General features: G+C 64.3%; 9 protein-coding genes. 2 read left to right on the forward strand and 7 right to left on the reverse strand.

Features of this window, described 5'->3' with window-relative positions; genetic code table 11:
- Positions 1–121 precede the first annotated feature (121 nt).
- Positions 122–1,558 carry an NADP-dependent phosphogluconate dehydrogenase gene (gene gndA / locus ACH196_RS25930; protein WP_396649817.1) on the reverse strand — a complete coding sequence of 479 codons (1,437 nt, stop codon included), beginning with the start codon at positions 1,556–1,558 and terminating at the stop codon, positions 122–124.
- 104 nt (positions 1,559–1,662) lie between these two features.
- A complete protein-coding gene (gene mntR / locus ACH196_RS25935; protein ID WP_396649818.1) occupies positions 1,663–2,118 on the reverse strand; it encodes a manganese-binding transcriptional regulator MntR in 456 nt (151 codons plus the stop codon).
- A 224-nt stretch (positions 2,119–2,342) separates the two neighbouring features.
- On the opposite strand from mntR, the gene ACH196_RS25940 reads away from it, so the two are divergent.
- Together ACH196_RS25940 and ACH196_RS25945 are read left to right on the forward strand one after the other, a co-directional pair.
- Positions 2,343–3,701 carry an Nramp family divalent metal transporter gene (locus ACH196_RS25940; RefSeq protein WP_396649819.1) on the forward strand — a complete coding sequence of 453 codons (1,359 nt, stop codon included), beginning with the start codon at positions 2,343–2,345 and terminating at the stop codon, positions 3,699–3,701.
- Between the two features lie 85 nt (positions 3,702–3,786).
- Positions 3,787–5,718 carry an adenylate/guanylate cyclase domain-containing protein gene (locus ACH196_RS25945; RefSeq protein ID WP_396649820.1) on the forward strand — a complete coding sequence of 644 codons (1,932 nt, stop codon included), beginning with the start codon at positions 3,787–3,789 and terminating at the stop codon, positions 5,716–5,718.
- A 90-nt stretch (positions 5,719–5,808) separates the two neighbouring features.
- Here ACH196_RS25945 and ACH196_RS25950 read toward each other — a convergent pair whose 3' ends face one another.
- The 5 genes from ACH196_RS25950 to ACH196_RS25970 form a co-directional block, all read right to left on the reverse strand.
- Positions 5,809–6,918 carry an ABC transporter ATP-binding protein gene (locus ACH196_RS25950; RefSeq protein WP_396649821.1) on the reverse strand — a complete coding sequence of 370 codons (1,110 nt, stop codon included), beginning with the start codon at positions 6,916–6,918 and terminating at the stop codon, positions 5,809–5,811.
- A gap of 30 nt (positions 6,919–6,948) precedes the next feature.
- Positions 6,949–8,616, reverse strand: coding sequence for an alpha-glucosidase (locus tag ACH196_RS25955; protein ID WP_396649822.1), 1,668 nt, complete (start codon positions 8,614–8,616; stop codon positions 6,949–6,951).
- Between the two features lie 3 nt (positions 8,617–8,619).
- Positions 8,620–9,786 (reverse strand): carbohydrate ABC transporter permease, encoded by a 1,167-nt coding sequence (locus tag ACH196_RS25960; protein WP_396649823.1) that lies wholly within the window; start codon positions 9,784–9,786, stop codon positions 8,620–8,622.
- 270 nt (positions 9,787–10,056) lie between these two features.
- Entirely contained in the window at positions 10,057–11,070 is a 1,014-nt protein-coding gene (locus ACH196_RS25965) for a carbohydrate ABC transporter permease (protein WP_396649824.1), read from the reverse strand.
- Positions 11,071–11,354: 284 nt separating this feature from the next.
- Positions 11,355–12,710 (reverse strand): ABC transporter substrate-binding protein, encoded by a 1,356-nt coding sequence (locus ACH196_RS25970; protein WP_396649825.1) that lies wholly within the window; start codon positions 12,708–12,710, stop codon positions 11,355–11,357.
- Positions 12,711–13,059 lie beyond the last annotated feature (349 nt).

Raw genomic sequence — 13,059 nt, forward strand, 5'->3', positions numbered from 1 at the left:
GCACAATCAAGGGCAAGGACGCGAAAGGCGTGCGGAGCCTGGCCGTGCCGGCCGAGGCCGAGGCGCTACGCTCGACACCTCGATCGGCGGTTGGCAGCCTACTTCCCGGATAAAGCGAATCTCACGCGAAATCGGCAAGCCCGCTGCCCCACGGCCCATGATGCTTGTCGACACCGTCCACGCGGTCAAAGCCGTGCGCGCCAAAAAAGTCGCGCTGCGCCTGGATGAGGTTGGCCGTGCCGCGGCCGCGGCGATAGCTGTCGAAATAGCCGAGCGCCGAGGCGAGTGCCGGCACCGCCAGGCCATTGAGAACGGCAGCCGACACGGTGCGGCGAAGCGCTCCGTCGGTTTCCTTGAGCCGCTCCGCGAATGCCGGCGTGATCACCAGATTGTCGGCATCGGGTGCTGCGCGGAACGCCGAGGTGATGTCGTCGAGGAACTGCGAACGGATGATGCAGCCGGCGCGCCAGATCTGGGCGATGGTCGGCATCGGCAGGTTCCAGCCGAACTCCTTCGACGCCTCCGCCATCACCGCGAAACCCTGCGCATAGGCGCCGATCTTGCCGGCGAGCAGCGCCAGTTCGAGATCGGCGATCAGTTGCTTGCGGTCCAGCGACTTGATCTGGCCGGCGGCGGGCAGCCCAAGAATCGTCTCGGCCTTTTCGCGTTGCGCCTTGAAAGACGACAGGCTGCGCGCGGCCACTGCCGCCTCGATGCCGGTGGCCGGCACGCCCATGTTCTGCGCCTCGATCACCGACCACTTGCCGGTGCCTTTCTGCCCGGCCTTGTCGACGATCATGTCGACCATCGGCTTGCCGGTGATCGGATCGGTCGCACCGAGCACGATGCCGGAAATCTCGATCAGGTAGGATTCCAGCCTGCCCTTGTTCCAGGTCTTGAAGATCTCGCTGCACTCGCCGGCCGACAGGCCCAGCCCATCGCGGAAAATGCCGTAGATCTCGGCGATCATCTGCATGTCGGCATATTCGATGCCGTTGTGGATGGTTTTCACGAAATGTCCGGCGCCGTTCGGCCCGAGCCAGGCCGCGCAGGGTTCGCCCTTGTACTTGGCCGAAATGTCGAGCAGCACTTTTTCGATGCGCTTGAAGGATTGCTCCGTGCCGCCGGCCATGATGGACGGGCCGTGGCGCGCGCCCTCCTCGCCGCCTGACACGCCCATGCCGATGAAAGTCAGGCCGGTGCCGTCCAACTCGTTGAAGCGGCGCATCGTATCGCGGAAATTGGCGTTGCCGGCGTCGATGATGATGTCGTTCGCCGACAGCACGCCGCGCAGCAGCGCGATCTGCTCGTCCACCGGCTTGCCGGCCTGGGTCATGATGATCACCGGGCGGGGCGGCTCTATCGCTTCGGCCAGCGCCTCGATCGTGTCGCAGGGCACGACCATGTCGCGGAGCGGCCCGGCTTCTTCAGCGAATTCGTGGGTGCGTGACGTCGTCCGGTTGTAGACGGCGATGCGATGGCCCTTCTCGGCGATGTTGAGCGCCAAGTTCGATCCCATGACGCCAAGGCCGATCAGGCCGATTTCGGCTTTCTGCATGTCGCGCTTCCGCCCTTGCTGCTTGTTGGCTCCGCCCTTCCGTGGACGGTGGCGGATGTTTGACGCCGCGCGCCGGCTTCGTCAACCGGCGTCGGCGGACCTGCTCAACGCGATTTCGCCAGCGCCTTGCGAAAGGCTTCCAGCGTCTCGGCGCTGACATGGTGCTCGATGCCCTCGGCGTCGATGCGGGCGGTCTCGGCGCTGACGCCGAGCGAACACAGGAAGGCCTCGACCGTCTCGTGGCGGGCGCGGCTGTCCTGCGCGATCTTGCGGCCGACTTCGGTCAGGAACACGCCGCGATATGGTTTTCGCGTCACCAGGCCCTCGGCCGAGAGCCGCGCTAGCATTTTTGCGACCGTCGGCTGGGCGACGCCGAGCCGCGCCGCGATGTCGACCTGCCGGGCTTCATTGCCGTCCTCGATCAGGTCGGCGATCAGTTCGACATAGTCCTCGACCAGCGAAGAGCGGCGCGCTTCGCGCGATTGACGAAAACCCTCGGAATGCGCTTCGGCGTCGGGCAGCGGCTGCTGACGTGGTCTCGGGCGGCGTCTTTCCGGCAATCGTCGATTCTCCGTCGGCGTTCGTTTTCAGAACTTTGAATCATAGCACAGACTTTCATTTTCGGTCGGGCGGAATATTGCGCGCCGCCGATCTTTCCCCAGACCGCCATCCGGCCCGCGATGCGAGGGCGTAGCCTGATAAATGTAATATAGCCTATTGCATAATGTTGAGACTTGACACAGATAAGGGACGGCAAGCGCCATCTCTGCGGCAAGGGTTCGAAATGACCGATATCACGACGAATAACGACCTCCTCCCGGCGCCGGCCTGGGGGTATGCGCGGGTCGCGGACAGGGCGAGCCTGCCGGAGGTGAATTCGTCGATCGCCGTGCCCATCGGCGGCTCGTGGATGCGCAAGCTCCTGGCGTTTGCCGGCCCGGGCTACATGGTATCGGTCGGCTACATGGACCCCGGCAACTGGGCGACCGACCTCGCCGGCGGTTCGCAGTTCGGCTACACGCTGCTCTGCGTCATCCTGATTTCGAACCTGATGGCGATCCTCTTGCAGGCGCTAGCCGCGCGCCTCGGCATCGTTACCGGCCGCGACCTCGCACAGGCCTGCCGGGACAGTTTCCCGAGGCCCGTCAACTACGCGCTGTGGTTTGCCTGCGAACTCGCCATCATCGCTTGCGACCTTGCCGAAGTCATCGGCACGGCAATCGCGCTGCAGCTTCTGTTCGGCATCCCGCTGATCGGCGGCGCGCTGATCGCGGCACTCGACGCCTTCCTGCTGCTGCTCCTGATGAACCGCGGCTTCCGCTACCTCGAAGCCTTCGTCATCGCCCTGCTGATCGTCATTGCCGTCTGTTTCCTCGTGCAGATCGTCGCCGCCGCGCCGCCCGTCGCGGCGGTCCTGCGCGGCTTCATCCCGTCGTCGGAAGTCGTCACCAATCCGGCAATGCTCTACATCGCCATCGGCATCCTCGGTGCCACCGTCATGCCGCACAATCTCTACCTGCACTCCTCGATCGTGCAGACCCGCGCCTATCCGCGCACCGACGCGGGCAAGCGCGACGCCATCAAATGGGCGACCACCGATTCCACCATCGCCCTGATGCTGGCGCTGTTCATCAACGCCGCGATCCTGATCGTGGCGGCCGCCGTCTTCCACGAGAACGGCCGCACCGACATCGCCGAAATCGGCCAGGCGCACGAGCTTCTGTCGCCGATGCTGGGCCTCGGCATCGCCTCGACGCTGTTCGCGGTGGCATTGCTGGCGTCGGGCCTCAATTCGACGATCACGGCGACGCTCGCCGGCCAGATCGTCATGGAAGGCTTTTTGCGGCTGCGCCTGCCGCATCTGGCGCGGCGGCTCTTGACGCGCGGCATCGCCATCGTCCCGGTGGTGATCGTCACGGCGCTCTACGGCGAGAGCGGCACCGCCCATCTGCTGGTGCTCAGCCAGGTGATCCTGTCGATGCAGCTTCCCTTCGCCGTCATCCCGCTGGTCTACTTCGTCGCCGACCGCAACAAGATGGGCATCTTCACCGTCCCCGCCTGGGTGTCCATACTGGCCTGGATCGTAGCGGCGATCATCGTGGTGCTGAACCTGAAGCTGCTCTACGACACATTCCTCGGCTGATCCGCGGCCCTCCCCCGTTGGCTGATTTCCGCCGCCTTCGGGTGGCGGACTTGCATTTGCCTGTTTCATGACGACATTGACGCGTATGAGCACCTCGACTCAACCGGTACGCCTGCAGCGTCCCACGGACCGGCGGCGGCGCGTCTCCGTCTCCGTCATCATGGCGCTGAGTTTTGGCACGCTGATCCTGCTGTCGATCGGCGGCGTGCTGGCGCTGACCGTCGGCGCCAATGTCCGCAACACCTTCGACCTGCTCGGCGCGCAGTCGACGCTGCTCGTCGACGCCATGGAGGATTCGCTGCGCACCGAGATGGGCCGCCCAGAAAGCGCGGTCGACGGGATCGCCCAGCTCTACGCGCAGGGCGAGTTCCGGATCGACGACGAGGATGCGACGGCGGCGGCACTCGCCGGGGCGCTTTCGGCCACGCCGCAAGCCACAGCCATGCTGATCTGCACGCCGGACATGGTCTGCCGGGGTGTCTCGCGCAGCATGGGCGGTGACGCGCCGGGGACGATCCGGCGATTTGCCCCCGAGGCCGAGAAGGCGCCGCAGACACTGGCCGCGCTGGAGCAGCGCCGCAAGGTCGACGGCCGCCGCTGGGGCGCTTTCGTGAACAACGAGCACGGCCTGTTCGCCCAGGTATCGGTGCCGTTGTCCCGGGACGGCGCGACGCAGGGCTGGGTGATCGCGGCGGTGGAACTGCAAAAACTTTCCGAGATCACGCAGCAGCTTTCCACCCGCTTCGGCACGCATGCCTTCATCCTCGACGGCGACGACCGCGTCCTGGCCGACCCGCGGCTGGCCGATCCCGCCACGCCGAAAGGCGGCATCATGCCGCTGATGCCGCTAGCCGCCTTCGGCGACCCGGTACTGGCCGCCTATCCCAAGCGCAAGGTGGAGGACCAGTTCGACGCGCGCCGCACCCGCGACGTGGAACTGGCGGAGATCGACCTGGACGGCGACCGGGATTCGTCCGAATGGTGGACCGACGAATCCACCTATATCGCCATCACCCGCGAGATTACCGGCTATGGCGAGCGGCCCTGGACGATCGGCGCGTATTTCAGGTCCAGCCAGATCGGCAGCGAGATCGAGCGCGTCGTCGGGTCCGCGATGCTGGGACTGGCCGCGATGGCGGCGGCGGTCATCGTCGCGATCCTGCTCGGCAGGCGACTATCCCGCCCCATCAAGGCGATCGCCGGCCAGGCGACGCGCGTTGCCAACTTCGACCTCGACGGGCTGACGCCGCTGCCGCGCAGCCGGGTGCTGGAAATCGACGACCAGGCCTCGGCCTTCAACGCCATGCTGATCGGCCTGCGCGCTTTCTCAACGTATATCCCGCGCTCGCTCGTCGCAAAACTCGTCCGCAGCGGCGAGATCGGCGTCGTCGAATCGCGCGAAGCGATGGTCACCGTCATGTTCACCGATATCGCCGACTTCACGGCGCTCTCGGAGCGCATGGGCGCGGCCGAGGCGGCGAAACTGCTCAACCGCCATTTCGCCATCCTGTGCCGCGCCGTCGACGCCGAAGGCGGCACGGTCGACAAGTTTTTGGGCGACGGCATGATGGCCTTCTTCGGCGCGCCCGACCATCTGAAGGGACATGCGGCAGCGGCCGTGCGCGCCGCCGCCGTGATCCGCGAGGAACTGGAGGCAGACAACCGGCTGGCGGCGGCGGAAGGCCGGACGGCGCTCAGGGTGCGCATCGGCATCCATACGGGCTCCGTCATCGTCGGCAATATCGGCGCCTCCGACCGCGTCAACTACACGATCATCGGCGACACGGTGAATGTCAGCCAGAGGCTGCAAGGGCTGGGCAAGGTGCTCACGCCCAATGCCACGACGGCCATCGCCATTTCCGCCGAGACGGCGTCGCGGCTCGACGAGCGCTTCGAAACGATCCCTTCAGGGACGCACATGCTGCGCGGCCGTGGCGAAGCCATGGAGGTCTTTCTGGTCGGCGAGGTCCATGCCGTCACGCCGGCCATCGGCGGGCGCGAGGCGAGCGCGGCTTAAAAAAACAGCCTCCATTGCCGGACCAACGGCAAATAGCAGGCGGGCTCCCTCTCGGGAGCCCGCCGCAAAGGCGCCAGACGGGAGGAGGGGTCAGGCAGCCTTCGCCTCGACGCGCGGACGCGCGAAAGACAAACCACTGGCGTCGAAGATATGCAGGTCGCCGGGGTCGGCGGAAAGCCTGAGCGTCGAGCCGCGCTTGATGTCGGCATTGCCGGGCAGCTTCGCCACGATCGGTTCGTTCGGACGGCCGATGTCGAGATAGACCAGTTGCACCTCGCCAAGCTGCTCGATGTAATCGACCAGGCCCTCGAACAGGAAACTGTCGCCGGCCGCCTGCGAAAGATCCTCCGGGCGCACCCCGAAGCTGATGGTGGAGCCGACACTCTCGGCGGGCGTCGACACCGGCACGCTGATCTTGCGGCCGAAGACGTCGACCTGCGACGGCAGGCCCGGCTTGCTCAGCGTCGCCGGCAGGATGTTCATGGCAGGCGAGCCGATGAACTGGGCGACGAACAGGTTGCCGGGGTGTTTGTAGAGCTCCATCGGTGTGCCGACCTGCTCGATGCGCCCCTCCTTGAGCACGACGATGCGGTCGGCCAGCGTCATCGCCTCGACCTGGTCGTGGGTAACGTAGATCATCGTCGTGTTCGGCATCGATTCCTTGAGCTTGGCGATCTCGATGCGGGTGGCGACGCGCAGGGCGGCGTCGAGATTCGACAGCGGCTCGTCGAACAGGAAGACTTTCGGGTTGCGCACGATTGCGCGGCCGATGGCGACGCGCTGGCGCTGGCCGCCGGACATCGCCTTGGGCAGGCGGTCGAGCAGCTTGGTCAGTTGCAGGATCTCGGCGGCGTTCTTGACGCGCTTGTCGATCTCCTCCTTGCTTTCGCGGGCGATGCGCATGGAGAAGGCCATGTTGTCGTAGACGGTCATGTGTGGATAGAGCGCGTAGGACTGGAACACCATGGCGATGCCGCGCTTCGACGGCGGCACGTCGTTGACGACTTCGCCCGCGATCTTCAGTTCTCCCGAGGTGATCTCCTCCAGTCCAGCTATGGTGCGCAGCAGCGTGGACTTGCCGCAGCCGGACGGTCCGACGAAGACGATGAACTCGCCGGACTGGATGTCGAGGTCGATGCCGTGAAGCGTGTAGAGGTTGCCGTAAGCCTTCTTGACGTTCCTGAGGGTGAGATCAGCCATGTTGTCCTCCCTTGTTTTTCTCCGACGCGATCAGGCCAGACGCCCGAACCACGCCCCATATCCGTCGAGGCGGATCGCGCCGCCGTCCAACGCACCTGAAAATCCATGCCCGGCGAGCGGCTGCACGATGCGCCCGCCGCCGAGGTCGACCGTTGCCGGTCCTGACCCCAGATTGAAGGCGCAGACTATCTCCTCGTTGCCGTAGCGGCGGCTGAAGGCGACCGCGTCACCATCGGCGGAGACGAATTCGATCTCGCCCTTGGCGAAGGCCGGATAGGTCTTTCTGAAGGCCAGGAAGCGCCGGTAGTGTTCGAGCAGCGACGCGGCATCGCCCCTCTGGGTATCGACGGCCAGCCCAAGATGTTCGGCCGGAACGGGCAGCCACGGTTTTTCCGTCGAGAACCCGCCATTGTTGGCTTTCGAATCCCAAACCATTGGCGTGCGGCAGCCGTCGCGGCCCTTGAATTCCGGCCAGAAGCGGATGCCGTAGGGGTCCTGCAGATCCTCGAAGGCGAGATCGGCCTCGGTCAGGCCGAGTTCCTCCCCCTGATAGATACAGACCGAGCCCCGCAGCGACATCAGCAGCGCAGAGATCACTTTCAGATAGGCGGTGCGGTCGGCCTCACCCTCGCCCCAGCGAGAGGCGTGGCGCTTCACGTCGTGATTGGAGAAGGCCCAGCAGGCCCAGCCGTCACTGGCAACGCGGCCGAAATCCTCCAGCACCGTTTTCACTTTCGGCGCGCTGATCTTCTCCGGCGCGAGGAAATCAAAGGCGTAGCACATCTGAACGCGGTCGCCGCCGCCGGTGTAGTCGGCAACGACCTGCAATCCGCGTTGCGAATCGCCGACCTCGCCGACCGCTGCGGCCGCAGGATATTCGTCGAGCAGCGCGCGGAAGCGCCGGAGGAACTCGATATTCTCCGGCCGGCTCTTGTCGTAGATATGGTCCTGGTAGTTGTAGGGATTGACCGAGGGCGCGGTCTGGTCGTTGCGCTCGGAGGGAGGCAGCGCCGGATTGTCCTCCAGCCCCTGGCTGTGGAAATAGAAGTTGATCGTATCCAGCCGGAACCCGTCGACGCCACGTTCCAGCCAGAACCGGGTGACGTCGAGCAACGCGTCCTGGACTTCCCGGTTGTGGAAGTTGAGGTCCGGCTGCTCCGACAGGAAGTTGTGCATAAAATATTGCTGACGGCGCGTATCCCACGCCCAGGCCGAGCCGCCGAAGATCGACAGCCAGTTGTTGGGCGGCGTGCCGTCCGGTTTTGCATCGGCCCAGACATACCAGTCGGCCTTGGGATTGGTGCGGCTGGAGCGGCTTTCCTTGAACCATGGATGCACGTCGGCGGTGTGGGAGATCACCTCGTCCATCATCACCTTGAGGCCGAGCCGGTGCGCCTCGGCGATCAGCGCGTCGAAATCCGAAAGCGTGCCGAACATCGGGTCGACGTCGCAATAGTCCGACACGTCGTAGCCGAAATCCTTCATCGGCGACTTGCAGAACGGCGATATCCAGATCGCGTCCGCGCCGAGGTCGGCGATGTAGGGCAAGCGGCGGATGATACCCCTCAGATCGCCGATGCCGTCGCCGTTGGAGTCCTGGTAGCTGCGCGGATAGATCTGGTAGATCACTGCGCCGCGCCACCAGTCGCGGTCCGGCGCGGTCTCGGGCCGCTCGACCCTGCGTGCTGCCGATTGCATCGATCAACCTCCCTTGACGGAGCCCGCGAGCAGGCCGCGGACGAAATAGCGCTGTAGCGAGAAGAACACGATCAGCGGCACGATGATGGTGACGAAGGCCGAGGTCGTGAGGATCTCCCAGTCGCCGCCGCGCGAGCCGAGCAGGGCGTTCAACCTCGCGGTCAGCACAAGCTGGTCGGCGTCTGTCCGCAGGAAAACCATCGCCACCAGCAGATCGTTCCACACCCACAGGAACTGGAAGATTGCGAAGGAGGCGAGCACCGGGAAGGACAGCGGCAGCACGATCTTGATAAATATCTCGAAGTCGCTGGCGCCGTCGATGCGGGCCGATTCCATCAGCTCGCGCGGCAGGCCGGCCATGTAGCTCCTGAGCAGATAGATGGCGAAGGGCAGGCCGAAGCCGGTATGTGCCAGCCAGATGCCAAGATAGGTCTTGGCCGGAACGCCGAAGAAGGCGCCGACGCCGTTGTAGAGCTTCAAGAGTGGGATGAGCGACATCTGCAGCGGCACGACGAGCAGGCCGATGATGACGGCGATCAGCAGCGCGCGGCCGGGGAAGCGCATCCAGGCAAGCGCATAGGCGGCGAAGGCGGCGATCAGGATAGGGATGATGGTCGCCGGGATGGTCACCGTCAGCGAGTTGATGAAGGAGCGGCCGATGCCTTCGGAAAACAGCACCGTCTCGTAGTTCTCGGTGGTGAAGCGCGGCGGCGCCGAGGAGGCGAAATAGACACGCTGGCCGCGCTCGCCCTCGAAGGCCTTGGGCGATGCCATGACGAAGCTGCCGTTGGCATTGAGCTGCAGCGTGACGCCGTCGCCGAGATCGGCGGCGGTGCCGGCTTTGTGCTCGGTTGGTGCTGCCGCCTTGGTGCCGAAGGCGCTGATGTCGCGGGGCGTAGCGTCGCCGAAGATGTTGCCCTCGATGACGAATTTTCCGTCCTTCTCGGTCTGCGCCGAGGCGGCCGGCAGCCGGCCCGCCTCGGTCTGGCTGGAGCTTGCGAAGGAACTCCACCAGCCCGACGCGATGATCTGGTCCTTGTCACGCAGCGACGAGACGAGGATGCCGAGCGTCGGGATCGTCCAGACGACGACGAAGAAGAGCACGGCGATGTGGACGCCGAAGCGGCCGAAGAAGGATTTGCCGGCCGATTTGCCGCTAGCCTGCGCCATCAGACCATGACCTCCCTATCTGAACCCGTTCTGCCGGTGGGAATTTGTTCCAAGGTCGAGGGCTTCGCCGAGGGTCGTGGTGGCGCCACGACCGAGTCGAAGACCGAAGGATTTGGGGCAAATTCACCCGGCCCCACGGGTTTCCGGGCGGCGGGCGCCCACTTTGTCGGCTCGCATGGCCGATGTCCCATATCGGCCTGTGCGACCCTCCGCGTGGGTCGCCTCGCCGTCCGAGAAACAGAACTGGTTCCAGATAGGGAGGTCATGGTCTCAGTGCCCTCCCGTTTCCTTGTTCGCCTGGCGGATGTTCCAGATCATGATCGGCAGCACGGCGATCATGATGATGATCGCAATCGTGGCGCCGCGGCCGAAATCGCCGCCGCCGCGGAACATCCAGTCGAACATCAGGTTGGCCAGAACCTGGCTGTTCCACTGACCGTTGGTCATGGTCAGCACGATGTCGAAGACCTTCAGCACCAGGATGGTGATGGTGGTCCAGACCACCATGATGGTGCCCCAGATCTGCGGGATCATGATCTTCCAGAAGATCTGGAACGGCGTGGCGCCGTCGATGACCGCGGCTTCGATCGTCTCTTCCGGAATGCCGCGCAGCGCGGAGGACAGGATGACCATGGCGAAGCCGGTCTGGATCCAGATCAGGATGATCATCAGGAAGAAGTTGTTCCAGAAGGGCAGCGATATCCAGACCTGAGGCTCGCCGCCGAGGCCCTGGATGATGGCGTTGAGGATGCCGATCTGCGTCTGGCCTTCACCCTTGTACTCGTAGACGAACTTCCAGATGACGCTGGCGCCGACGAAGGAGATGGCGAGCGGCAGGAAGATCAGGCTCTTGGCGATCGTGCCCCACCATATCTTGTCGGTGAGCACCGCGATCACCAGCCCGAGGAAGGTGCAGGCAGCAGGCACGACGATCAGCCACCACAGATTGTTGACGATCGAATTCAGGAACTCGCGGTCGCCGAACGCCCATGCGTAGTTGGCGAAGCCGACGAAATGGTCGTCGCCCTTGTCGCGGAACGACAGGATCAGCGTCGCGACCACCGGATAGATCAGGTAGATCGTCATGATGATCAGCGCCGGCCCGATGAACAGCCAGGGCCGGATCACACCCTGCCGTCGCAGATTGTCGATCGCCGCAGCGCCACTGACCCCACGCGACGGGAAGACCAGGTCGAGGGCTTTGTTGGCGCCCCAGAAATAGGCGACGCAACCGCCGACGCCGATGATGATGACCAGAATTGCCGAGAACAACTGGGTAGCCATGGATTCCTCCCCTCTATGAGGACCGATGCCTTTAGCTTTGCTCGCGTGCTCGAACGCCGGAAACCGGCGGATGCCGATGGAGCCGGCAGGCGGACGTTGCCCCTCGCCCGCCTGCCGACGCCCCCTACCCACATGGAGAGGGCGGAAGTTGTGCCGGCCTTCGCCACCCGCAAGGTTTGGCGACAGGCCAAAGGGCTTGCGGAAGCCCTCTCCCTCCTACGGGAAGAGGGCGGCCGGTAAGGGCAGCGATGCCGGGCGGGCAGGCGCTGCCATTGAGCGGAGGTCTACTTAATGGCGTCCCAGCTCTTCTGGATGTCGCCCGCCACGTCGGCCGCCGGCTTGCCGCCGACGAGATCGATCATACCGGTCCAGAAGGCGCCGGCGCCGATCTTGCCGGGCATCAGGTCTGACCCGTCGAAGCGGAAAGTCGTGGCGTTCACCAGGATCTCGCCTTGCTTCTTCAGCGCGTCGTTGGCGTAAGCTTCCGGGTTGGCCGACTTGAGCGGGGTGAGAAGACCCGACTGTGCCATCCAGATCTCGTGCGCCAGCGGCATCTCGATGAACTTGATGAACGCGCGCGCGGCCTTGGAGTCCTTGGTGATGGTGAAGAATGTGCCGCCGCCCAGCACGGGCTTGCCGAGGTCAGGCTTGGCGGCCATCGGCGGCAGATAGAAGAAGTCCGCGTCCTCACCGAGTTTCGTACCCTCCGGGAAGAAGGAGGAGATGAAGGACGCCTGGCGGTGCATGTAGCACTTCGGCGGGATGCCGAAGAGGCCTTTCGGGCTGTCCCGGAAGTCGGTGGCCGCGACCGCGGCCTTGCCGCCGTCGACATATTTGTCGTTGGTGGCGATGTCGGCGAATATCTGCATGGCGCCGACGACCGCCGGATCGTTGAATGGAATCTCGTTCTTCGTCCACTTGTCATAGACGTCCGGCGACTGGGTGCGCAGCATGATGTCCTCGACCCAGTCGGTCGCTGGCCAGCCGGTCGCGCCGCCGGAGCCGAGGCCGATGCACCACGGAACGCCGCCATCCTCGACGATCTTGTCCGACAGTTTCATCATGTCTTCCCAGGTCGTCGGCACCTCGTAGCCGGCTTCCTCGAAATTCTCCGGAACGTACCAGACAAGAGACTTCAGGTCGGCCTTGTAGGGGAAGCCAAAGAACTTCTCGGTCCCGTCCTTGTCCTTGTAGGTGCCGAGCGCGGCCCACGATTCGCCGGCGCCATAATTGTCCTTGACGAACTGCGCGTCGCTGGCATCGAGTGGCGTCAAAAGACCTTTCGAGGCGAGATCCTGGATCAGGCCCGGCTGCGGCAGGATCGCTATGTTGGGCGGGCTGCCGGCCTGGGTGTCGATGACGATCTGCTGCTCGTAGTTTTCCGACGAGGAATAGTTGATCTCTGCGCCGGTCGCCTCGGTGAAATAGGCCAGCACGGTGCGGACGAGCGCCTCGTCCTCGCCGCGCCACGGTCCGAAGATCGTCAGCGTCTCGCCCTTCAGATCGACCTTCTTGAGGTCATCGAAATTGGACCATGTGAAACGAGCGTCCTCGCCGGGCGCGAATTTCAGTTCGGCCGCCGCCGGCCAGCTCAATACGAGCGCCGTAAGAGCGACGCCGAGAAACAGACTTTTCCTCATCGGATTTCCTCCCTTTGGATTCTGCTGGTGGACGGAACCTCCATTCCATCCCGCCGACGCTACCCTGAACCCGTCCGCAACCTGAGTCCACACGCATCCTCGCGACAACCCGATCCGAACCGATTTCCAAAGCGCTTTGGCTATCTACCATCTACTTGTCAAACCGCATCGAAGTCAAGCCTCTTCCGTCACTAATCGATTTAAATCTAAATTTTTCGCGATGCAGCACGATTTTCCTGCGCCGCAATGTGGTTTTCGGCTTCAAATGGGGATGTATCCATGCCTACTGTACCCGTTGCGGTCTGTCTCAAGCGTGAGGGTGAGGAAGGCGGCATTTTTAAAGCGCTTT

The organism is Mesorhizobium sp. IMUNJ 23232, from assembly GCF_044326205.1.
GTDB lineage: Bacteria > Pseudomonadota > Alphaproteobacteria > Rhizobiales > Rhizobiaceae > Kumtagia.

Bases quoted from the DNA above. Each gene is read 5' to 3' on its own strand.
- ACH196_RS25940 (WP_396649819.1), top strand. From the start codon at position 2,343: ATGACCGATATCACGACGAATAACGACCTCCTCCCGGCGCCGGCCTGG.
- ACH196_RS25945 (WP_396649820.1), top strand. From the start codon at position 3,787: ATGAGCACCTCGACTCAACCGGTACGCCTGCAGCGTCCCACGGACCGG.
- ACH196_RS25960 (WP_396649823.1), bottom strand. From the start codon at position 9,786: ATGGCGCAGGCTAGCGGCAAATCGGCCGGCAAATCCTTCTTCGGCCGC.
- gndA (WP_396649817.1), bottom strand. From the start codon at position 1,558: ATGCAGAAAGCCGAAATCGGCCTGATCGGCCTTGGCGTCATGGGATCG.
- ACH196_RS25965 (WP_396649824.1), bottom strand. From the start codon at position 11,070: ATGGCTACCCAGTTGTTCTCGGCAATTCTGGTCATCATCATCGGCGTC.
- ACH196_RS25950 (WP_396649821.1), bottom strand. From the start codon at position 6,918: ATGGCTGATCTCACCCTCAGGAACGTCAAGAAGGCTTACGGCAACCTC.
- ACH196_RS25970 (WP_396649825.1), bottom strand. From the start codon at position 12,710: ATGAGGAAAAGTCTGTTTCTCGGCGTCGCTCTTACGGCGCTCGTATTG.
- ACH196_RS25955 (WP_396649822.1), bottom strand. From the start codon at position 8,616: ATGCAATCGGCAGCACGCAGGGTCGAGCGGCCCGAGACCGCGCCGGAC.